A 22,923-nucleotide genomic window follows, 5' to 3' on the forward strand; every position below is an offset into this window, starting at 1 on the left:
TTTTTATCATGAAAAACAATAAATATCCGTATTTCTTAATCTTCCACAGCCTCCAGATAGAGTACGCGGCTGGCGTAATCACTCTGCTTGTGATAATCTACCTTGTGATTATAGGGGATTTCCAAGCCATTGGCCATGAGATAAGCACCGCTGAAAATCTTACCTTCGAAAGGAAGAGGTTCATTGTCGATGCGGTTCAACTCGTGTATGCGATAGAGCTTATCGGCCTGAAGGCCTGCCATCGGCACGCGTGGCAAATGCTGATTGACGAAATGTTCGGTCTTCCACCAATAAAAGACAGCCTTATCCTTTTCGGGAGTGACATACATCAGCGAAGCGGCACCCTGCTTGTCGTAAGGCGAGAGCAAACGGTAGATGTCGCCTTGCTGCACGATGGGACGGATGGTCTTATACTCGGCAATGGCCTGCTTGCACAGCGCCTTCTCCTCGTCCGTCATGTTCTTGGGCTGTATCTCCATGCCCAGGCGGCCGCTCATGGCCACGTCGATGCGATACTTCAGCGGGATGTTGCGGAAAGTCTGGTGATTGGGCGTCGCGCTGATGTGCGAGGCCATGGCGATGGCGGGGAAGAAGTATGACGTGCCCCACTGCATGTAGACGCGTTGCAGGGCGTCGGTATTGTCGCTCACCCAGAACTCGTCGAAATAGGGCAAGATGCCCCAGTTGGCACGGCCGCCGCCACTGGCACAAGCTTGTATGGTGAGGTCGGGATACTTGGCACGGATGCGCTGGCACACCTTCTCCAGCCCGCGATGATACTCGATATACAGATGACTCTGGCGATCGGCAGGCAAGTACTGCGAGCCGTGGTTCATGATAGACATATTGGCATCCCACTTGATGTAATCAATCTCCGGATATTTGGTCATCAGGTCGTCCACCACGCCGAACACGAAGTCCTGCACCTCGGGGTTGCCCAGGTCAAGCACAAGCTGCGTGCCTCCTCGTCCCTGTACAGCATCGCGCTGCGGCGCTTTCACAATCCAATCGGGATGTTTTTCATACAGTTCGCTCTTGCTGTTCGTCATCTCCGGCTCAATCCAGATGCCAAACTTGATGCCGTGCTTCTTGGCATCGGCCAAGAGTCCTTCGATGCCTTCGGGCAGTTTGCGCGTGTCCACCACCCAGTCACCCAAAGAAGAAGAATCGTTGTTGCGCTGGTACTTGCCGCCGAACCATCCGTCGTCCATCACGAATAGCTCACCGCCCATCGCCGCGATGTCGGCCATCATCTGGTCCATACCCTCCTGATTGATATCGAAGTAGACGCCTTCCCAACTGTTCAGCAGAATCTTGCGCAGTTTGTCACCGTTGGCCAGCTTATAGGTACGCCCCCAACGGTGGAAGTTGCGGCTGGCCCCGCTTAGTCCCTCCTGGCTGTACGTCAGTGCCAAAGGTGGTGTAACAAACGTTTCGCCTTTCTCCAGTGTATAGGCCGAGTTCTCTTCGTTGATACCGGCAAAGAACCGGTGCAGGTCATTATCGTGCGTCTCCACACGCAACTTATAATTACCGCCATAGCACAGTGCCGCACCGATGACCCGACCTTCGTTCTCACGCGGTTGCCCGTCCAGCGAGAACATCACCTCGGCATGATCGGTGTGCGAATTGCGTACGCCGTCTTTGTTCTTGATAACCTTCATGCCCGGCGTCAGCGGTTCCTGCACCAACAGCCCTTCGTTAGCCCACGACCCGTGCAAATGGCTGAGCCACACCTGTCCGCGGCGAATAGGTAGATAAGCCGACGCAAACTGGTTCAGCACGACAGGCTTCTTCTCGCCGTTGACAATCTCCGTCCATGCCTCGATGACATCCACATCCTTGTAGGCACGGTAGCAAAGGTTGACATGGAAGGGGTAGACCTTGTCTTTCAGTCGGATGACAGTTTTGGTGGACACATCATCCGTCCACGAAGCCACGTCTACCACCGCCAGTTGCAGCGACAAGTTCCCGTCAGGGTGCTGTACGCTGATGGCCGTCTCCGTGATGCAGTTCAAGCCGTAAGCCGGATAAGCTGCATCCATTCCCCAATCTTCCTCGTAAGTTTTCAGATCGGCCTCTGTCAGTTTCTGACCATAATATAAAAATCTCACTTCACCCCCCTCCGGTGCTTTCAGCAACAACGAAGTATGCGGGGTGGATACACACACGTTCTGGGCAAACAATCCGCCTGCCAGAAGGCACATCCCGGCAAGGGATGCCACTTGTTTCTTCAGATTCATGGTTTTCAGTTCTTTTTTAGTTAGGTAATCTTACAGATGCAAATGTACGCTTTTTCGGCCAGACAGATTGATAGGATTTTATCTTTTTCTGATATCTATGTGACAATCTTCGTCCACGGGTCCCTGCCGGGCAGCCGATTTCTAAGGACCTTAGAACGGGGGGTCTAAGGTTGTTAGAACGGGAGTTCTAAAGTCATTAGATAGGACGTTCTAAGGTCATTAGGTGAGAAAGGTCGGGAGAAATAGGCAAAATTCCCTAAAAAACGCGGCGGAGGCAACCATCTTCGGGCGGCGAGTGTTACTTTTGCAACATGAACTTTAAACAGAAAGAACTATGGACAAGATGAAACTTACGGCATTGAGCCTGTGCAGCTGTCTGCTGCTGGCGGGCTGCGGCACATTTAACAACATGAACAATACGGCCAAAGGTGGCATCATCGGCGGCGGTTCGGGTGCAACGGCCGGGGCCATCATCGGCGGGCTGATAGGCAAAGGCAAGGGTGCGGGCATCGGAGCGGCCATCGGGGCGGCGGTAGGTACAGGTGCGGGCGTCATCATCGGCAAGAAGATGGACAAGAAGGCCGCAGCGGCCGCCCAAATCGAAGAGGCGCAGGTGGAACAGGTGACGGACAACAACGGACTGGCAGCCGTGAAGGTGACCTTTGGCGACAACGTGCTGTTCGACTTCAACTCCACCGCCTTGAGCAACGAGGCAAAGGCTGCCCTGCGCGAACTGGCCGAAATCTTGCGCGAAGACCCCACGACGGACATCGCCATCATCGGCCATACGGACAAAGCCGGCACGTATGAAGTGAACCTGAAGTTCTCGAAAGAACGCGCCTACAACGTGGAGAACTACTTGCAGGACTGCGGCGTATCACCTAAACAGTTTAAGGAAGTGAAAGGCGTGGCCTACGATGAATACGACGAGACCAAAACGGCTGCCGAGAACCGCCGCGTAGAGATCTATATGTATGCCAGCGAAGAGATGATTCAGCAGGCCGAGGCGCAGAGCTGAACTTCATCCCCAAAACATACGAAAAAAGGCGCGGAATCCGCGCCTTTTTCTTTTACTGTACCAACAGGAGTTTAATAGGCGTGTTCGCCCTTCTCTTCCAACTCCTTTACATCCATCTTCCGGTTGTTGATGCTGCGCCAGGCGTAGATGATGTACGCCAGCACAAACGGCACAAGGATGGAAACGTAGGCCATTGTCTTCAACGTAAACTCACTGGAACAACTGTTGGTCAACGTCAGCGAGCTTTGCAAATCCACGTTGGAAGGATAATAGGCCGTGTTATTGTATCCGGCCACGAGCAACAGGGCCAGTACCGTCAGCACTGTGCCGATGCCTGCAAACCAGATGCCCTTGTCGAACGCGGGCTTCCACAACGTGCGGACGATACCCCACAGCACGCCTACCACGCCTAAAAGGAAGACGATGAGCACAAGCGGCATGGCTAGGAAGTTGTTCAGGTACTTATACGGTTCCATGTAAATCTCGCCCGTCTCCGGATTCACCGCAAAGCCGTCTGCCACCAGTGTGCGCACCAGGAAAGCCAGGAAGAACACGAGGAACAATGCCGTGTTGCCCCACAACGTCCGACGGCTGCGGGCCACGAGGTCGGGCTCGTCTATATTATTAATGAAATAGAGTGCGCCGAGGATGCGGGACAGGAAGAAGACGGCCAGGCCGAGGATGACGTTCCACACATTGCCCAGCGCATCCAGCCCGTGCCAGTTGTTGGCCCAATGGCTGATGACGGGCATGGCTTCTGTCAGATTGCCTTTGTCCACATAGAAAGCCGAGCCGGTGAAGAACGTGGCCACGGCACCGCCCAGCAGGATGGGACCTACCACTCCATTCAGAATCAGGAAAGCGCGGTAGGTCTTCTGTCCCAGCAGATTGCCCGCCTTCGACTGGAACTCGTAGCTGACGGCCTGGAGCACGAAGGTGAAGAGGATAATCATCCACAACCAGTACGCTCCGCCGAAGCTGGTGCTGTAAAACAAGGGAAACGAAGCGAAGAAGCCTCCGCCAAAGGTGACAAGCGTAGTGAACGTGAACTCCCACTTGCGCCCCGTGGAGTTCATAATCAGTTTGCGTTGCTGCTCGGTCTTGCCCAGGCAATACAAGAGAGAGTTGCCTCCCTGCACGAAAAGCAGGAATACCAGAATCGCTCCCAGCAGGGAAACGATAAACCACCAATAGTGTTGAAGAAAACTATAGCTCATAAACGATAATGTTCAATGGTTAATAGTCAATTGTTAATTATTAATTGTGCTCCACACCTTTCCGGATGGCTTTCAGCATAATGCCAATCTCGGCGATGAGCAGAACGGTGAAAAGCAGCAGGAAAAGGAAGAAGGTGGTCTGCACGGAACCGACCTCCAGCTTGGAGATGGCGGCAGACACGGGCAGCATGTCCTGAATGGCCCACGGCTGGCGGCCACATTCGGCCACAGCCCAACCGGCCTGTCCGGCGATATATCCCAAGGGGATGGTCCACATGGCCACCAGATGCATCCAGCGCATCTTCGAGAGATCGCGCTTATAAACAAGGAACAGCACGACAAGGAAAAACAGGATGAAATATCCGCCCAGCATCACCATGATGCGGAACATGTAGAACGTCAATGGCACGTCGGGCACCAGCTCGTTGACATTCTTGACGTAACCATAACCAAAGTAAGGCATATTCTCTTTCAGCACCCGGGCGGCTTCCTGCGCTTTGACCTCGTCGCCTTCGGCCTTGGCAGTGCGATAGTCGGCAAAGGCAGTGATGGCCACCTGTCCGCGTGCAATCTTCTCTTCGGCAGAGAGAGCCGTGGAACCGTCTTTCAGCTTATATCCCCCGTTCAACAGGTCGTTGATGCCGGGCACGAAGGCATTGGCGTCACGCTCGCCCAGCAAAGAGAGCATCTTGGGAATCTCGATGCGCATCAAGAAAGGGTCTACCCCGTCATCAGGTGCCTGCTTCTGCGGGTTCAAGATGCCGAAGGCCACCAGGCCTGCCCCTTCCTGACCTTCGTAGAAGCCTTCCATGGCGGCCAGCTTCATGGGCTGTTTCTGCGCCACCTGATAGGCAGAGCCGTCGCCCGTCCAGGCGGAAAGCACGGCAGCCACCAGGCCTACCCATGCAGCGACCTTGACACTGGCCAGAGAGAACTGCTTGTCGCGCTTCTTCCACAAATACCAGCAACTGACGCCTACCACAAAGATGGCACCCAGCACCCAGCCCGAAAGAACGGTATGGAAAAACTTGTTGACGGCCATCGGTGAAGTGGCCACGGCCAGAAAGTCGACCATTTCATTGCGGGCGGTGTCGGGGTTGAACTCCATGCCCACGGGATACTGCATCCAGGCGTTGGCCACCAGAATCCACCAGGCGGAGATGGTGGCGCCCAAGCCCGTCAGCCACGTGGAAGCCAGGTGGAAACCTTTGCTGACTTTGTTCCACCCGAAAAACATCACGGCTATGAACGTCGCCTCCATAAAGAAAGCCAGGATGCCCTCGATGGCCAACGGTGCGCCGAAAATGTCGCCCACGAACCACGAATAGTTGCTCCAGTTGGTTCCAAACTCAAACTCCAGAATGAGGCCCGTGGCCACGCCGATGGCAAAGTTAATGCCGAAAAGTTTCATCCAGAAGCGAGCCGTCCGTTTCCAGAACTCGTTGCCTGTACGGTAGTAGATGGTCTCCATCAGGCCCATAATCACCGCCAGGCCTAAGGTCAGCGGTACGAAAATCCAGTGATAAATGGCCGTCAGGGCAAACTGCGCCCGCGACCAGTCAATCAGAGAGGTGTCAATGTGTTCTACCATTATGAATCAGTTTTTAGTTGTGAATGTTTGAATGAGAAGTCGTCAATTACCCGGCACCCTGCGCTCTATCAGTTCGCGGCTCACGAAGTCATCTTCGTCCAACCCGCCGGACGATTCCCGGATAAAGTCGGGGAAAAAGAACAGTTTCAGAATGACGAACATGATGAACAGTTTCAGCAAGATAATGGCCCACAGCACACGCCCCCACGTCATTGCGCGGAAGCCGTCGCGGTAGAAGCGCCAGATGTTTGTCACGGTTTGTATCATACACATAGGTTTAACGGTTATCATGCAGAAGACTGCCTCCCTGCGCCCATCTCCGGAACAGCCATCGTTCACGCACGGAACAGCCATCGTTCATGCACGGAACAGCCTGCGTTAAAGCACGGGGAAAGCATCCGCTGTTTATAACGATTACAAATATATCGTTCCTTTGGTTATCTGCCAAACAAAACGGCTGCAAACTTCGGGAAAAACCGCGCACGGACTTGCACTTGTCGACAGAAAACCGGAAACAGACGATAAAAAGCGGCACAACGTCCAATCCTTTTGTAATCCAAACGGACATTGGCGTATTTTGCAACATGAATCACCAAGTATAAGCAAAGATATGAAAAAGGTAAGAAGATTGATTGCGACCGCTTGTTGCGCCCTGGGCTGCACAGCCCTGTGGGCCCAGGACGCCACAACAACGGCAGCCGACAGCCTGCCCGCACGGTGGGACTTGCAGACGTGCATCGACTACGCCCTGCAACACAACATCACCATCCAGCGCAACCGCATCAGCGCACAAAGCACAGAAGAAGACCTGAAGACGGCCAAGGCCGAGTGGTTCCCCAGCCTGAGCGGAAACGTGAGCCAGCGCATCGTGAACCGCCCGAACACGGACAACGGCACCATCATCAGCGGCGACAACATCACGACAAGCCAAAGCAAGACGTCGTACAACGGCAGCTACGGCATAGACGCCAACTGGACACTCTTCAACGGCGGAAGCCGCGTGAACGGCATCAAGCAACAGAAGCTGAACAGCCGTATCGCCGAGCTGACCATTGCCGAGAGCGAAAACTCCATTCAGGAAAGCATCATGCAACTCTACATGCAGATACTCTACGCCGCCGAGGCAGTGAAGGTGAACGAGGGCACGCTCGAGGTGAGCCGCGCCACCTTCGAACGGGGCAAGCAACTGTATGACGCAGGCAGCCTCTCCGCCGCCGACCTGGCCCAACTGGAGGCACAGGTGAGCAACGACAACTACCAGGTGGTGACCGCCCAAGCCACGCTGCAAGACTACCGCCTGCAACTGAAGCAACTGCTGGAACTGGACGGCGACTACGAGATGCAACTGGACATGCCCGAGCTGGACAACACCGACGTACTCAACCCCCTGCCCCTGAAGGACGACGTCTACCGCACGGCCCTGGCCCTGCGCCCGGAGATTGAATCGGGACGGCTGAACATCGAAGCGGCCGACCTGGGCATCAAGGTGGCACGCGCAGGCTACATCCCCAGCATCAGCCTCTCGGCAGGCATCGGCAGCACGAACGCTAACGGCAGCGACTTCAGCTTCTCGGAGCAAATCAAACAGAACTGGAACAACTCGCTGGGCGTAACGCTGAGCATCCCCATCTTTAACCAAAGACAGACCAAGAGCGCCGTCAACAAGGCCAAGCTGCAGAAGCAGACCAGCCAACTGGACCTGCTGGACAGCCAGAAGGAACTGTACCGCACCATCGAGAACTACTGGCTCGACGCCCGCAGCGCCCAGCAACAGTACGAGGCAGCCTTGCAACAGGTGAAAAGCTCGCAGACCAGCTACGACCTCGTCAGCGAGCAATTCAGCCTGGGCATGAAGAACACCGTGGAGCTGCTGACGGAGAAGAACAACCTGCTCAACGCCCAGCAATCGCTGCTGCAGGCCAAATACATGGCCCTGCTCAACGCCGGGCTGCTGCGCTTCTATCAGGGGGAAATCATGAAATTGTAACCAAAAAGATGCGGACGACGCGACAGAATCTGTCATGTTGAGCGAAGGCCGGAGGCCGGAGTCGAAACATCTCCAGACGGAAATAGAAAAACAGAAGGAGATCCTTCGACTACGCTACGCTCCGCTCAGGATGACAGATACAACGGGAAGGCACGCCGCTTGCTCCGCAAACTAACTCATAATATAATCTTTAAGCATACCGAATATGAACAAGAAGAAAATCATCCTCAGCGCCGCCGCCGTCATCGTGGTGGCAGGCGTGGCCGTCTGGGCATTGTCCGGCGGAGCCAAGAAACAGGAGGTGAAGTACGAGACCGCCGTGGTGGGCCGGCAGGACATTGCCGACTTCGTCACCGCCACGGGAAGCATCGAACCCGTCACCGAGGTCGAGGTGGGCACGCAGGTGAGCGGCATCATCGACAAGATTTACGTGGACTACAACAGCGTGGTGAAGCAGGGACAGCTCATCGCCGAGATGGACAAGGTGACGCTGGAGAGCGACCTGGCTTCGGCACAGGCCACGTATGACGGCGCCAAGGCCGAGTATGAATACCAGGAGAGCCTCTACAACCGCAACAAGGGCCTGCACGACAAGAAACTCATCAGCGACACCGACTACGAGCAAAGCCTCTACGACTACCGCCGCTCGAAGAGCACCTTCGACAGCAGCCGGGCCGCCTTGGAGAAAGCCGAGCGCAACCTGTCGTACGCCACCATCACCGCGCCCATCGACGGCGTGGTCATCAGCAAGGACGTGGAAGAGGGACAGACCGTGGCCTCGGGCTTTGAGACCCCGACGCTGTTCACCATTGCCGCCGACCTGACGCAGATGCAGGTAGTGGCCGACGTGGACGAGGCCGACATAGGCGGCGTGGAGGAAGGGCAGCGCGTGGAGTTCACCGTCGACGCCTACCCCGGGCAGACCTTCGCCGGGCAGGTGACGCAGGTGCGTCTGGGCGAGTCGAGCGACGCCTCGTCGACGTCGTCCAGCAGCAGCACGGTGGTGACATACGAGGTGGTCATCTCCGCCCCCAACCCCGACCTGAAGCTGAAGCCGCGCCTGACGGCCAACATCAACATCTACACCGTGGACAAGCCCGGCGTGCTGGCCGTGCCCAGCAAGGCGCTGCGCTTCACGCCCGCCGGGCCCATCGTGGGAGCGGATGCGGTGGTGAACGACTGCGAGGGCGAGCATAAGCTGTGGACACGCGAGGGCAACACCTTCACCGCCCACGCCGTCGAGACGGGCATCTCGAACGGCACCTACACGGAAATCCTGGGCGGCATCGGCGAGGGCACGACCGTCGTGGCCGACGCCGAGTTCGGAGGCACCGCTGCCAAGGCCGAGATCCAGACGAGCGGCGAACGCAGCCCCTTCATGCCCGGCCCTCCGGGAAGCGACAAGGAGAAAAAGGAGAAAAAAGACTGATGCCCGCACGCAGTTGAAAATGCGACCCGACGCAGTTAAAAATGCGCCTTGACGCAGTTATAAACGCGCCTTGACGGAGTTGAAAATGCGCCTTGACGCATTTTTAACGGGACTATGGCGCATTTTCAACGACAATATGGCGCATTTTCAATCAAGTAATAAATATTGAGAAAACAGGCCAAATCCCCGTTCCTCATTCATCATTCTTCATTACACATTATTATATATATGAGCAAAACAGTCATCGAACTTCACGACATCCGCCGCGACTTCCAAGTGGGCGACGAGACGGTGCACGCCTTGCGCGGCGTGTCGTTCTCCATCCACGAGGGCGAGTTCGTCACCATCATGGGCACCTCGGGCTCGGGCAAATCGACCCTGCTCAACACGCTGGGCTGCCTCGACACCCCCACCAGCGGCGAATACCTGCTGGACGGCACCAGCGTGCGCACCATGTCGAAGCCCCAGCGCGCCGTGCTGCGCAACCGCAAAATCGGCTTCGTCTTCCAAAACTACAACCTGCTGCCGAAAACCACGGCCGTAGAGAACGTCGAACTGCCCCTGATGTACAACCCCTCGGTCAGCGCCGCCGAACGCCGCCGCCGCGCCATCGACGCCCTCGTGGCCGTCGGCCTGGGCGACCGCCTGGAGCACAAGTCCAACCAGATGTCCGGCGGACAGATGCAGCGCGTGGCCATCGCCCGCGCCCTGGTCAACGACCCCGCCGTCATCCTGGCCGACGAGGCCACGGGCAACCTGGACACGCGCACGTCCTTCGAGATACTCGTCCTCTTCCAAGAGCTGCACCGCGAGGGACGCACCATCATCTTCGTCACCCACAACCCCGACATCGCCCAATACAGCAGCCGCAACATCCGCCTGCGCGACGGCCACGTCATCGAAGACAAGGAGAATCCCCGCATCCTCTCGGCCGCCGAGGCACTGGCCGCGCTGCCGAAGAACGACGACGACTAATTTAATGAAGAATGGAGAATGAGGAATGAAGAATGTCACCCGCACGCACGGTCATCCTGAGCGGAGCCCGCAGGGCGCAGCCGAAGGATCTCACTACGCGCACGAACAGGCAAGGCCCCAAGGGAGATTCTTCGACTCCGGCTCCGCCTCCGCTCAGAATGACAGCGGCGACAGCACTCGTTCGTCATTCCCCATTCATCATTCTTCATTCTTAATTCTTCATTATTTATAATATCTTATGAACGGAACCAACTTATTCAAGATAGCCCTGCGCGCCCTGGCCAACAACAAGCTGCGCGCCTTCCTCACGATGCTTGGCATCATCATCGGCGTGGCCTCGGTCATCACCATGCTCGCCATCGGCCAAGGCTCGAAGAAGAGCATCCAGGCCCAGATTTCGGAGATGGGCTCGAACATCATCATGATACACCCCGGCGGCGAACGCCGCGGCGGCGTCCGCATGGACCCCACCGAGATGCAGACACTCAAGCTGACGGACTACGAAGCCCTGCGCGACGAGACCAACTTCCTGGCCGCCGTCAGCCCCAACGTCTCCAGCAGCGGACAGCTCATCGCCGGCAACAACAACTACCCCTCCAGCATCAACGGCGTGGGCACGGAATACCTCGAAATCCGCCAACTCTCTGTCGAGCAAGGCGAGATGTTCACCGAAGCCGACATACAGGTCTCGGCCAAAGTCTGCGTCATCGGACAGACCATCGTCGACAACCTCTTCCCCGACGGGCAAGACCCCATCGGCAAAGTCATCCGCTTCAACCAGGTGCCCTTCCGCGTGGTGGGCATCCTCAAGGCCAAAGGCTACAACTCCATGGGCATGGACCAGGACGACATCGTCCTCGCCCCCTACACCACGGTGATGAAGCGCCTGCTGGCCCAAACCTATCTGGAAGGCATCTTCGCCTCCGCTCTCAGCGAAGACATGACGGATTATGCCACGGACGAAATCACCACCATCCTGCGCCGCAACCACAAGCTCCTGTCCTCAGATGAAGACGACTTCACCATCCGCTCGCAGCAGGAACTCAGCTCGATGCTGAACAGCACCACCGACCTGATGACCACACTGCTGGCCTGCATCGCCGGCATCTCGCTCGTGGTGGGCGGCATCGGCATCATGAATATCATGTACGTCTCCGTCACCGAGCGCACCCGCGAAATCGGCCTGCGCATGTCCGTCGGCGCACGGGGCATCGACATCCTGGCCCAGTTCCTCATCGAAGCCATCCTCATCAGCATCACAGGCGGACTGATAGGCGTGCTCATCGGATGCGGCGCATCGTTCATTGTGAAGAACGTGGCCCACTGGCCCATCTACATCCAGCCGTGGAGCGTGTTCCTGTCCTTTGCCGTCTGCACCGTCACGGGCGTGTTCTTCGGCTGGTATCCCGCCAAGAAAGCCGCCGACCTCGACCCGATTGAGGCCATACGATATGAATAAAGCTACAAACTACAAGTTACGAATAACAGGTTTATGAGTAACAAGAGTGTGTGCTGTCATGTTGAGCGGAGGCGAAGCCGGAGTCGAAACATCTCCTTCCGGCACACCCAAGGGACAGGAGCCATAGGGAGATTCTTCGACTACGCCCTACGGGCTCCGCTCAGAATGACAGATACCACATACTTGTAGCCCGTAGCTAACCCCACGGTTCATTACTGAACTCGTAGCTTGTAGCTTATCACTCGTAGCTCATAGCTCGTAACCAACAAATCACTATCTTTGCCGTATGAAACAGACTGACACTCATCTGCGCTACATCGAAGCCGCCATCCACATCATCGGCTGGGGCATCGTCTTCGGCTTCCCCTACCTGATGATGAGCCGCAGCGGAGTCAACCTCACATGGGGAGACTACCTGCGCCACGGCAGCATCGTGCCCTTGACGTTTCTCATCGTGTTCTATATCAACTATCTCTTCCTCATCCCCCGCTACCTATTCGGCGGACGGACAAAAGAGTATATCCTGATAAATATCGTACTGATTGCCTGCCTGGCATTCGGTTCGCATCTCTGGCAGGAATACATGTTCCGCCACCAGCCGCCTGGCAGACCTGACAAACCGTTCCACATCGGACCACCCAAGTGGCTTTTCCTCCTGCGCGACGCTTTCTCCATGGTGCTCACCGTAGGCTTGAGCACCGCCATCCGGCTGAGCAAACGCTGGGCACAGATAGAAGGTGCCCGCCGCGAAGCCGAGAAAAGCCGCACGGAAGCCGAGCTGAAGAACCTGCGCAACCAACTCAACCCACACTTCCTGCTCAACACACTGAACAACATCTATGCCCTCATCGCCTTCGACGCCGACAAGGCACAGACAGCCGTGCAGGAACTGAGCCGCCTGCTGCGCTATGTGCTCTACGAAAACCAGCAGAAAACTGTCACACTGGATAAGGAGATGGACTTCATCCGCAACTACATCGAACTGATGCGCATCCGCCTGGCAGCCAATGTCAGCGTGGAAACCTGCTTCGACATACGCCCGGACAGCCGCACCGAGATTGCGCCCCTCATCTTCATATCGCTGATAGAGAACGCGTTCAAGCACGGCATATCGCCCACGGAGCCCAGCTTCATCCGCATCCATTTCAGCGAAAGCCCCGGAAAGATATGCTGCGATATACAGAACAGTTATCACCCCAAGACACAAACTGACAAAAGTGGAAGCGGCATCGGACTGGAACAGGTGCAGAAACGCCTGGACCTCTCCTATCCCGGCCGATACTCCTGGAAGCAGGGAGTCAGCCCAGACAAGAAAGAATATTATTCCCAACTAACCATAAAGACAGTATGAAATGTATCGTCGTAGATGATGAGCCTTTGGCTTTGGACCTCCTGGAAAGCTATGTCAGAAAGACCCCGTTCCTGGAACTGGCCGGAAAATACTCCAGCGCCGTACAAGCCATGAAAGAACTGGCCAACCAACAAGTCGACCTGATATTCCTGGACATCCAAATGCCCGAACTGAACGGGCTGGAGTTCTCGCGTATGCTTCCGCCCGAAACGTGCATTATCTTTACGACAGCCTTCGACCAATATGCCATCGACGGCTACAAGGTCAATGCCATTGACTACCTGCTAAAGCCCATCTCCTACCCCGACTTCCTGCAGGCCGCCAACAAAGCCCTGCACCAGCACGAACTGATGCACCGCACGCCCCAAGACGAAATAGACAGCATCTTCGTGAAAAGCGAATACAAACTGGTGCAGATAGAACTGCGGAAAATCCTTTACGTCGAAGGGCTGAAGGACTACATCAAGATTTACGAAGAAGACAACCCCAAGCCCGTACTGTCACTGATGAGCATGAAAGCCATGGAAGACCTCCTGCCTCCCTCGCAGTTCATGCGCGTGCACCGCTCTTACATTATCCGCAAAGATAAGATACGGGTTATCGACCGAGGACGCATCGTCTTCGGCAAGACCTATATACCCATCAGCGACAGCTATAAACAGGTGTTTCAAGAGTATCTGGAGAAAAGAAGCTGAAGCCCGGAATCATAGCTTCTGCAATTGCTCTATGTCTTCAACAGGCAGGTTCGTATAACGGGCCACACTATCCACAGACATTCCGTCCGACAACATTTCTTTGGCGATGGCAAGGGCTTTGTTCTTTCCCCCCCTTTGCCATGCCTTCCTCCATGCCCAATGCAAAGCCCTTGTGTTCTGCCGTGGACAGCACGCTGTACCAGTCACGGAAAGCCTTGAGGCTGTCTTCGTATTCCGCCAGGAACTTCTCGCCCCGGTCGTTCTCGCAATAAACATCGAACACGGCCTTCCGGTCAAGTTCCTGCGTACCCAGCTGCTCGCTGTTCAGGTAAGTCAGGTTGGTGATGACCTCCTGACCGTCCAACAGCGAGTTCAAGAAACTGCGCAACAGCTCCTTGTTCACCTCCGTGCCGAACAGCTTCTTGAAAGCAAAGTCGGTATAGAAATTGACGTATCTCTCGTGTAATCCTTCCAGTGGCATAAGTCATTCCGATTATTCAACTGCCGCAAATATACGCATAAAAACTCACCCCGGCAACTTTCCCCGTTTATTTTCAAAAACCTGCCCGGCTCCATCCTGCCAAAATCGTTTCTCCGTCCCACCTGGTCCGTACCTCGTCCTTGTGTATACACAAGGACGAGGTACGGACCAGGTAAGAGCGAGGTACGACTTTGGTAGAACCCAGATACGGTTCCGGACTGCCGACAACCATGCCCGACAGAGGAAAAAGCTCACCCCTAAAGCCCCCAAGCAGCATCGGGACTTTTTGGCAACACATCGTGACTATTTGCCCCATCTGTCAAGAGGCGATTCTCTACTTTTGCCACGCTGAAAACAGAAGTGTAATAATAAAAAGAGAGATATATCTATGGAGAAAAAGAAGAAATACGTGAAACCGGAGATGCGGGTCGCGGAATGGGACTTCAATGAGGCGGTGTGCGATAATAGTGTTATGCTTCTTAGCACATGCAACATTACCTCTGAAGTCGGTAGATCTGAAATTAAAATCAATACATTCAGGGGAGAAATTGATTGGGAAGATTTTAATGAAACGACAAAAGAACGAGGATTCTAATTTAATTTTTCGGCTTATGAATAGTAAATACATATCAAGCCTCATTGTTTGCTTGTTAATAATGGGATGTACAAAATCAAATGACGAAATAAATATTGAGCCAGGAGAGTATACACGAATACTATTCCTGCAAGTAGAAGAAGCAGCTAATGCCCAAACAAAAGCCATAGATGGAGTAGGTGTCTTTACGGCTAAATACGATCCAGAACCGGACGACCCAGATGGAGGAGTTGTAGATCCTCCTTTACAGAATGACTACATTTATATTCATTCAACTACAGATGCAGATAAATGGGTTAGGTATAATATAAGAAATGATTTACCTAGCTGTAACGGTTGCGATGGCTTTCAGTTTGAAATTAGAAAGAATGAAGATGGAACTATAACATTAATTAATGGTTTAGATGCTGAGGGGCAACCTAAAGGAGAGGTAACATTTAATGCAGATGAACAAATATATTTTTCATCTATTCCGGACGAAGTATGGGAAGGTACCTCTGAAGAAGCATCCCCAGTGACTGGACAATCAGTTTTAATTAGAGATGCCCAAAAAAATAAGGAATTATATAGGAGCGAGAAAAATTACAAGATTTCGGACTTAATAACAGGAGAAAATGGGCTAAGTGAAGAACTTGTAATGAAAAGGAAATGTTCTGCATTTAGAATATATTTTCTGTTCACAGAATTAGATGCTCCATCGTTTACTCTTCCAGGTACAGGAAATGTAGGAACAAATGAATATTATATTATAGAAGAAGATGATTTTGTAGACAAGACAGGACATTCATTAGAAGAATGGAACGGGAAACTATATATTGGCCCTTGCTTTAGCAATTTCTACAATGTAAATACAGGAATTGCAAGCTACAAAGAAGGACATTCCGATGGTTACTATGTAACTAATGAACAAGAATATACAGGTTTTACTCCTGTGACCTATGCACGTACAGAAGGTACTGTTACACAAAATTTCACAGGATTTGGTGTGTCTACTGCAAATAGCAAATATTTAATTACTCCTTATGATGAGCATAATGAAGATCCTTTTTATTCTTATGTCTTTATAAAAGATAACAATACAGATCCCAGTAGCGATTCTGGTGCAAAATATTTTAGCTATGATTGGTCAACTGGTACTCCTGAATTTAACACGACACAAGTAATTGTTCTCGTGTATGATGTGGACGAATTGCTTAAAGCTTTTCCAAAATCTACAGATGCCAACACAAAAAGTAATTATTGGAAAGAACCTCAAAAATTAGATATTAAACCTGGAAAAGTATTTTTCATTCAATAATTTTTTAAAAGAGTAAAGTTATAGTTTTCCCTGTTCCCGTAGCTGAGGGATTCCACGATGTGCAGCATAAGCAGATATTTTTAGCGAGATGTTTCGACTACGCTGCGCTCCGCTCAACATGACAGACAGACAGGGAAACAAATACCTCCCACAACGGGAAAAGGGGATGCCTCATAACAAGCAGTATGGCGCATCCCCTTTCCCTCTTTTTGTAAAGGTTCCCAAACACTGCCGCCATCATCGCCCTGCGATGCCGCCATCATCGGGCAACGATACAGCCATCGGCAGGCAACGGTGGCGGCAGCAGCAAGCCGGGCATAGTAAGCCCCCTCGGCTGCGCCCGGGATGAAAGGATTTTCCATTCATTCGACCAAGCACACGGAATAAAACCGCCTTTCATTTGGCAAAGCCAAGAAAAAAACATTACTTTGCAAAATAAACAGGAGGGGAATCGAACATGAACAAGTACGTCGAATTATCAGTCAAAGACTTGCGCGCCATCCATCAGGCAGACATCTCGCTGGACGGCATTACGGTGGTTTCCGGCATAAACGGATGCGGGAAAAGCACCTTGTCCCGGTTGTTATACTACTTGTTCCGGAATGCCAATGCCTTCGACGAGTTGGCATTGGCCCGTGTAAACGAGCAACTCTATTCTTACCGTAGCGTGCTGGAACAACTCCGGATGGCCATGTATTATTCCAGGAATGCCATAGGTTCGTCTGCCCGCAGAAACGTCCCACGCCACAAGTTCCCTCCCCTCACCCATTTGGAAAATGCACGCGCCTTTTTGGAAAGCGCCCGAAGCCTATGCTCGGAGTTCCTGAACATGGAAGAAAGCCTGCAGGAAGAAGGAAAGTCCCTCCTCTCGCAACGGTTGCGCTATATTCTCCAGTCAACAACGAAAGCCAACAATGACAAAGACTTCCGGAAACTGCTGGACACACTGCTCAGCCGGATAGCAGACTATGTATCCAAAGCCGAACAGGAAACCATACAACGCCCCTACAAATTGTTGCGCGAGAGCATCTACGACGTGTTTGACGCAGACTTGTCGTCCAACGTCACGGTCAAAGAATACGGCGAAACCATCTTTGGCGGACGCATATCGGCTATACCCCTACTGCACTATATCAAAAAAGTGGCCTACATTGACACGCCCATGCTCATAGGCATGAAGCCCTATTCCGGGCAACCAGCCTATTGGGACGAATTGAACACCTTGCTCAAGCAACCACCCCGAAGAGGCTACAAAAGAAGCATCAACGACATCATCAAGAATGAAATCATCGGAGGGGATGCCGCCTACGATGAGGACAACCTTATCCAAGGATTCATCTATACGAGAAAAGACGGGCAAAGTTTCGACCTGCAAGAGTGCGCCACGGGCATCAAGTCATTCGCCGTGCTGCAACTCCTGTTAAAGAACCGTTTCTTAGACGAGAACACCTTGTTGATTATCGATGAACCGGAAGCCCATCTGCATCCGCAATGGATTGTGGAATATGCGCGCCTGATTGTTTTGCTACATAAAAGGGTCGGAGTAAAGTTCTTCATTGCCAGCCATAGCACCGACATGGTCAGCGCCATCAGATACATCGCAGAGAAAGAGAAATGCCTGCCCGCCGTAGGTTTCTACGTAGCAGAGGAAGAACAAGACGAGAAGAACAAATTCCTTTTCCATTTCAAAGCGTTAGGGCACGACATTGAACCTATTTTCGAGTCATTCAACAAATCGTTCGAAAAATTAGACCTGTATGCCAATCAAGAAAAAATGTGAGAAGAATCCATCGGAACACCATTTCAAGGGGAATGATGGCATACTGCGGTTCGCATCAGGAGAACCGCTCATGGCTGAATGCATAGAACTGATAAGCGATATCCTGAAAGCCGAGAATTACGAAGAGAAGACATGCCCCTTTGACAAGGAAATGGCTTTAAATCTCGATCGCGTCGAAATAAAAAAGAAAAAGGGTTCATCACGGGACAAGACAGTGGATTTCGTCGTTTGCCTGGAAAAAGATTGGCTGCTATTAGTAGAAGCCAAGTTAGACGTGGACAATGTGGCAAACATTGCTAAAAGTATCATCAAAAAAATAGAATATTCAAAGCTCTTGTTGCAGTCTTGCGGAAACTTCTGCCACACCGAAGAGGAGAAAGTCGTTTTGCTGAAAAACCGGAACTACCAGCAGCAATCTAACAAACTCCGTAAACTATTGATGGCTAAAGACTGGCAGATCATTCCATACCGAGTATGTGATTTCTACGAAAGATATTTTATTTCACCATAACTTCTATGAAAGCAACCCTTAAACCGGACTTCCTGGTCCACGACATCGCCGGCGAGCAAATCCTGATTGGCGGCGGAGAACAAATCAATTTCTCGAAGATGCTGATGCTGAACGAGACATCGGCGTTCCTCATCAACGAACTGAAGAAGCAGGCGGCCACGGACGAGGAACTGGCGCTACGGCTGGCCGAGAACTATGAGGTGGACATGGAGGTGGCACGGAGGGACGTGCAGGAATTGCTTCGGCAACTGGAGGAGCAGGGAGTGGCCGTACTCGAATAAGGAGGAATCAGAGGCGGACGACCCGCTCGCAACCGGCGGCCACGGCCTCGTGGTGGGTGACAAAAATGACGGTCCGGCCGGCGTAGTCGTGCTTCAGGCGGGTGAGGAATTGCCGTTCCGTGTCGGGGTCAAGCGCCGAGGTGGCCTCGTCCAGCAGCAGGATGCCGGCAGGACGGAGCAAAGCACGGGCGATGGCGATGCGTTGTGCCTGTCCTTCGCTCAGCCCTCCCCCTTGCTCGCCCAGGCTTGCATCGAGGCCGCCGGGCAGGGTAAAGACAAAATCGGCCACGGCTGTCCGCAGGGCTCGGCACATGTCTTCGTCCGTGGCTTGCGGATTGCCCATCCGCAGGTTGTCGCGCACGGTGCCGCTGAACAGGGTGTTGCCCTGCGGCACATAGGTGAAGTTGCAGCGGGTTTCGGCCGACAAGGGGCAGACGCGCTGCCCCACGCGCAGGCAGGCCGTTCCCTGCTCGGGAGCGACCAGCGCCAGCAGCAGACGCACGAGGGTCGTTTTCCCTTTGCCGGTTTCTCCCACCACGGCCGTGCAACTGCCGGCAGGGAAATCGCAGGAGAAACGTGTGAACACGGCCCGGTCGCCGGGAGAATAGCGGAACGTCAGGTCGCGGATTTCCACAGCAGGCGGTTCGCGGAAACGAAGCGGTTCTGCCGCATCCTCCACCGATACATGTTCCAGTTCCAGCAAACGGTCGGCAGCCGTGAAGGCTTCGGCAAAGGCCGGAAGCAGGCGTGCCAGCCCCAAAACCGGCTGTTGTATCTTGCCCACCAGTTGCAGGAAAGCGGCCATCGTGCCGAAGGTTATCAGCCCTTCGCCCAGTTGCACCGTCCCCCACAAGAATGCTATCAGATAGCCGCCGGAAAAGGCCAGCGAAACCAGCAGGCGCGAGGCCAGCGAGAAACGGGTGCGCTGCATGACCTGGCCGCTCCATTCCTGTTGCCGCTCGTCCAACCGGCCCACGTGCCGGCGGTTCTGCTCCAAAGCCTTGACCACCAGTCGGTGCTGCAAACTTTCCTGTATCAACGACTGTATATGGCTGTCGCTCTGCCGGATGGCATGCGTGTACCGGTTCATGCGCCGCATATAGAAACGTGCAACCGGCAGGAACAAGGGCATCACGGCCACTACGGCCCAAGGCAGCCAGGGGTCCAGCAGGCAAAAGAAAGCGAAGGCCGCCAGCAGTTGCACACTCACAATCAGCAGGGAGGGGACGGAGACCGTCAGCAAGCTCACAACAGCCGAGACGTCCCGCTCGACGCGGTTCACGACGTCGCCCGTGTGAAACCGTTCCAGCTCGTTCCAACGGCTATACAGCAGATGGGCGAACAGACGATGCCGCAGCCCGTTGCCCGCACCTACCTGCATACGCACGCCAATCCACCCCTCGCACACGTTGCATCCCAACTGCAACAGCAGCAGAAGCAGCAATCCGGCCCCGGCTTGCCACAAGCGGATGCCTGCAACCGCTCCCGTCGCCACGTCTATCGCCAGCTTGGAAACATAGATGAATGTCAGTGACAACAGCACAGAGCATACGCCCACCAGGCTGTCCAGCAGGATACTGCGCCTCCATCCGGCGGAGGCTCCCCACAGATAGGCCAGACTTTCTTTCTTAAACCACCCCCTCATAACGCCAACCTCCTATACACCGCCAGCACATAACGCCGCCAACACCCCAGATGCAGCCAGCACCACGAGTAGATGCGCCACGCCCGGCCGCTGACGGGATACGTGCGCCCCTTGCGTACAACCGACACCGCCACGGCCAACACATCGGCGGCTGAAGCCTCTTCTGTCTGATGCACATTGCCGTCACCTTGCAGCCACAACCGCTGCCCGTCCTGACGAACAATGCGGTGCAACACGATGCGCCCGTCGCCCGCCCGCACCAGAGCCAGCGCCCCGACGCGCAAAGACGACGCTTCGTACGCACACAAGACAACGGCGTCGCGCCCATCGGCCAGAAACGGCAGCATGCTGTTGCCCCGCACCGGTATGGTCACGGCATAGCCCTGACGCACAAGCTGCTGGATTTCGGGGAGTAGCACCGCATTATCGAAAGTCTTTTTCATACATCCTTTATCCTTTCATTCAAAAACGAGGGTGCCCGATGGGCACCCTCTGCAAACAAAACAAACAAACGGTTCTTCCGGCCACACTTGGCACGGAAGAAGCAAAAAATCGTTTCACAACGATTATGACCCATATTTACTCGATTACGTAGTGCACCTTGACTTTCACACAGCGGTTCAGTTTGGCGTTCAATCCCCGCGTGCTTTCGTCGGTCACTGTGGCAATCGGGTCCGTTAAGGCATTGAGTGAAAAGTTATTTCCTACGACTTTCCGGAAATTCTCATTTCCTTTCAGCCACTTCACAACCGTGTAGGCACGGTTGAAGGCCAGTGTCTTGTTGCGTTCGTGGCCGATGTTGGCAGCATCAGCCCCCGTATAATTGTCTTGGCTGGTAGCCAGTCCCTCGGCCTGCACATACAAGATACGTCCATTCTCGAAGATATCTTTTATGGCACGTACAGTTGCCGAATCGGCACACGCACCGACGTAGCCGCCCTCTCCCTCGATGGCTGCATAGACATCGGCAAAACTGTAGGTATCAGACTCGGGATCGGCTTTCATGTTCTGCTTCACCACTTCCAAACCGTCATGGGCATTCAGGGCATACGAAGCAGTCTCCTTGTAATTGTCGCCGCTCAGCAGGCTCTGGTTCTTGGTTTCATCGTCCACACGGTAGTACCACGTCTTGTTTCCACCGTACACCGGTGCGTAGTAATACCCTTCACGGGCCTTGAAAGCCTCCAGGCTGGCAGCATCCATCTCCAGCGAAATCGGGCTCTTGCTCATCTCATAGCCACGTGCCACTCCGTCGGACGAAACCTCGGCATTGGCCTTGCCTGTCGGCACATCCGTCGTAGCCAACCGATTCAACGAAGCGCCGGACTTCAGGCGCGAAGCCACCTGTCCGTCGTCCACGAACTTCTTCTGCGTGAAGATGCCCGATGCCAGGTAGTCGATGGCATTGACGGCATCACCTTCTACGATAGGCGCATCGTCACGACCGGAATAGTTGTTGGGGAAGAACACGTAGAACACGAAAGACTTATACTCCGGACATTTCGTCTCCACGACATTGGTCACAGGAGCCGGTTCCACGATATACACCGGTGCCGGGCAAGCCACGCAACGCTCCCAGCCACGCTTCTTGAAGTAATACGTCAGCCCCACGCGGATGCCCACGTTGCTGTCGAACCACTTGCTGCCTTCGCCGGTTTGCTTGATAGTCACTCCGTCGAAATTGGTCTGAAACAACGTCGTATATAGCTTTACGTCCAGCGAAACAGCTTTCTTCTTTGTAAAGAAACGACTGTACTGCAACTCCAGGTGTCCGGCCCATTCATTGCGCTGCGCCGAAATGCCGTAATGATGCAATGCACCCAGGCCGGCGGACAGGATGAACTGGTTCATCAATTTATCTGAATTGATGCCCTCGTATCCACAGAAAAGGCGGGAGAGGTTGAACATGACGTTGGCGTTCAAGTCCCACCATTTGTACTTGGTCTCCCAATAAGGCGTTCCGTCATCTGCCAACATGCTTTCGCCTTGTGTAAACATGTTCTCCTCTTTGCTGAATCCCCTGGAATTGCCGATTCCAAACTGCAGCTTCACACCAATGCCCGGCGTGAACCACTTACCGACACCTACATTGAAATCGGGTGACAGTTTTCCTTTGAAATCTCCCACCGTACCGTAATCACCGAAAAAGGCATGGCCGCCCACGCTTCCCAAGACAAACCAGTTGTCCCAGAAACGGTTGGTCACCACCCGGTAGCGGTCTTCCGTCGGTTGTACAACCGGGCTCGCATCTCCTACCACAGTGTCTGCCTCGACTGTCTGTGCATGGATGCCGCCGCAGCAAAAGAGCAGCAACAGCATCACACAAGCTGTAAATTTTTTCATCTTAACTCTATTATTTGAAGGTTTG

At 53.9% G+C, this 22,923-nt stretch carries 19 protein-coding genes and 1 pseudogene; 12 read left to right on the forward strand and 8 right to left on the reverse strand.

The window, feature by feature from the left end:
- Positions 1-35: 35 nt before the first annotated feature.
- Positions 36-2,243, reverse strand: coding sequence for an alpha-galactosidase (locus M3090_RS00610; RefSeq protein WP_249053458.1), 2,208 nt, complete (start codon positions 2,241-2,243; stop codon positions 36-38).
- A gap of 334 nt (positions 2,244-2,577) precedes the next feature.
- On the opposite strand from M3090_RS00610, the gene M3090_RS00615 reads away from it, so the two are divergent.
- Positions 2,578-3,261 (forward strand): OmpA family protein, encoded by a 684-nt coding sequence (locus M3090_RS00615; protein ID WP_249053459.1) that lies wholly within the window; start codon positions 2,578-2,580, stop codon positions 3,259-3,261.
- Positions 3,262-3,332: 71 nt separating this feature from the next.
- On the opposite strand, the gene M3090_RS00620 is transcribed toward M3090_RS00615, so the two are convergent.
- From M3090_RS00620 to M3090_RS00630, 3 genes are read right to left on the reverse strand one after another with little or no spacing between them, the layout of a single operon-like run.
- Positions 3,333-4,478: a cytochrome d ubiquinol oxidase subunit II gene (locus M3090_RS00620; protein ID WP_249053460.1), complete on the reverse strand. Its 1,146-nt coding sequence runs from the start codon at positions 4,476-4,478 to the stop codon at positions 3,333-3,335.
- Positions 4,479-4,518: 40 nt separating this feature from the next.
- A complete protein-coding gene (locus tag M3090_RS00625) occupies positions 4,519-6,069 on the reverse strand; it encodes a cytochrome ubiquinol oxidase subunit I (RefSeq protein WP_249053461.1) in 1,551 nt (516 codons plus the stop codon).
- A gap of 42 nt (positions 6,070-6,111) precedes the next feature.
- Positions 6,112-6,336 carry a DUF4492 domain-containing protein gene (locus tag M3090_RS00630; RefSeq protein ID WP_249053462.1) on the reverse strand — a complete coding sequence of 75 codons (225 nt, stop codon included), beginning with the start codon at positions 6,334-6,336 and terminating at the stop codon, positions 6,112-6,114.
- 343 nt (positions 6,337-6,679) lie between these two features.
- On the opposite strand from M3090_RS00630, the gene M3090_RS00635 reads away from it, so the two are divergent.
- The 6 genes from M3090_RS00635 (at position 6,680) to M3090_RS00660 (ending at position 13,965) form a co-directional block, all read left to right on the forward strand.
- Positions 6,680-8,056, forward strand: a complete 1,377-nt coding sequence (locus M3090_RS00635; protein ID WP_249053463.1) for a TolC family protein — start codon at positions 6,680-6,682, stop codon at positions 8,054-8,056.
- Between the two features lie 205 nt (positions 8,057-8,261).
- Complete coding sequence (locus M3090_RS00640; protein ID WP_249053464.1) at positions 8,262-9,485, forward strand: efflux RND transporter periplasmic adaptor subunit; 1,224 nt, start codon at positions 8,262-8,264, stop codon at positions 9,483-9,485.
- A gap of 228 nt (positions 9,486-9,713) precedes the next feature.
- Entirely contained in the window at positions 9,714-10,460 is a 747-nt protein-coding gene (locus tag M3090_RS00645) for an ABC transporter ATP-binding protein (RefSeq protein ID WP_249053465.1), read from the forward strand.
- 238 nt (positions 10,461-10,698) lie between these two features.
- The gene (locus M3090_RS00650) at positions 10,699-11,919 is read left to right on the forward strand and encodes an ABC transporter permease (RefSeq protein ID WP_249053466.1); all 1,221 of its coding nucleotides are present in this window, start codon (positions 10,699-10,701) and stop codon (positions 11,917-11,919) included.
- Between the two features lie 286 nt (positions 11,920-12,205).
- Positions 12,206-13,270: a sensor histidine kinase gene (locus M3090_RS00655; protein ID WP_249053467.1), complete on the forward strand. Its 1,065-nt coding sequence runs from the start codon at positions 12,206-12,208 to the stop codon at positions 13,268-13,270.
- Positions 13,267-13,965, forward strand: coding sequence for a LytR/AlgR family response regulator transcription factor (locus M3090_RS00660; RefSeq protein WP_249053468.1), 699 nt, complete (start codon positions 13,267-13,269; stop codon positions 13,963-13,965). Before M3090_RS00655 ends, M3090_RS00660 begins: the two co-directional genes overlap by 4 nt.
- A 208-nt stretch (positions 13,966-14,173) precedes the next feature.
- Here the strand turns inward: M3090_RS00660 and M3090_RS15895 are convergent.
- A pseudogene (locus tag M3090_RS15895) lies at positions 14,174-14,446 on the reverse strand (PD-(D/E)XK nuclease family transposase); the annotation flags it as partial.
- Between the two features lie 388 nt (positions 14,447-14,834).
- Between M3090_RS15895 and M3090_RS00670 the strand changes: the two are divergent.
- The 5 genes from M3090_RS00670 to M3090_RS00690 all read left to right on the forward strand — a co-directional run bounded on the left by M3090_RS00670 (position 14,835) and on the right by M3090_RS00690 (position 18,910).
- Complete coding sequence (locus M3090_RS00670; protein WP_249053469.1) at positions 14,835-15,041, forward strand: hypothetical protein; 207 nt, start codon at positions 14,835-14,837, stop codon at positions 15,039-15,041.
- A 16-nt stretch (positions 15,042-15,057) separates the two neighbouring features.
- Positions 15,058-16,338 (forward strand): hypothetical protein, encoded by a 1,281-nt coding sequence (locus M3090_RS00675; RefSeq protein ID WP_249053470.1) that lies wholly within the window; start codon positions 15,058-15,060, stop codon positions 16,336-16,338.
- Positions 16,339-16,795: 457 nt separating this feature from the next.
- Positions 16,796-18,118, forward strand: coding sequence for an AAA family ATPase (locus M3090_RS00680; protein WP_249053471.1), 1,323 nt, complete (start codon positions 16,796-16,798; stop codon positions 18,116-18,118).
- A complete protein-coding gene (locus M3090_RS00685) occupies positions 18,096-18,629 on the forward strand; it encodes a hypothetical protein (RefSeq protein WP_249053472.1) in 534 nt (177 codons plus the stop codon). The genes M3090_RS00680 and M3090_RS00685 overlap by 23 nt, the downstream gene beginning before the upstream one ends.
- A gap of 5 nt (positions 18,630-18,634) precedes the next feature.
- Positions 18,635-18,910: a PqqD family protein gene (locus M3090_RS00690; RefSeq protein ID WP_249053473.1), complete on the forward strand. Its 276-nt coding sequence runs from the start codon at positions 18,635-18,637 to the stop codon at positions 18,908-18,910.
- 7 nt (positions 18,911-18,917) lie between these two features.
- Here M3090_RS00690 and M3090_RS00695 read toward each other — a convergent pair whose 3' ends face one another.
- The 3 genes from M3090_RS00695 to M3090_RS00705 all read right to left on the reverse strand — a co-directional run bounded on the left by M3090_RS00695 (position 18,918) and on the right by M3090_RS00705 (position 22,898).
- Positions 18,918-20,555 (reverse strand): ABC transporter ATP-binding protein, encoded by a 1,638-nt coding sequence (locus M3090_RS00695; protein WP_249053474.1) that lies wholly within the window; start codon positions 20,553-20,555, stop codon positions 18,918-18,920.
- Positions 20,552-20,974, reverse strand: coding sequence for a helix-turn-helix transcriptional regulator (locus tag M3090_RS00700; protein WP_249053475.1), 423 nt, complete (start codon positions 20,972-20,974; stop codon positions 20,552-20,554). Before M3090_RS00700 ends, M3090_RS00695 begins: the two co-directional genes overlap by 4 nt.
- Before the next feature lie 160 nt (positions 20,975-21,134).
- Complete coding sequence (locus tag M3090_RS00705; protein WP_249053476.1) at positions 21,135-22,898, reverse strand: hypothetical protein; 1,764 nt, start codon at positions 22,896-22,898, stop codon at positions 21,135-21,137.
- Positions 22,899-22,923 lie beyond the last annotated feature (25 nt).

It is taken from the genome of Bacteroides sp. ET71 (assembly GCF_023336905.1).
Classification (GTDB): Bacteria; Bacteroidota; Bacteroidia; order Bacteroidales; family Bacteroidaceae; genus Bacteroides.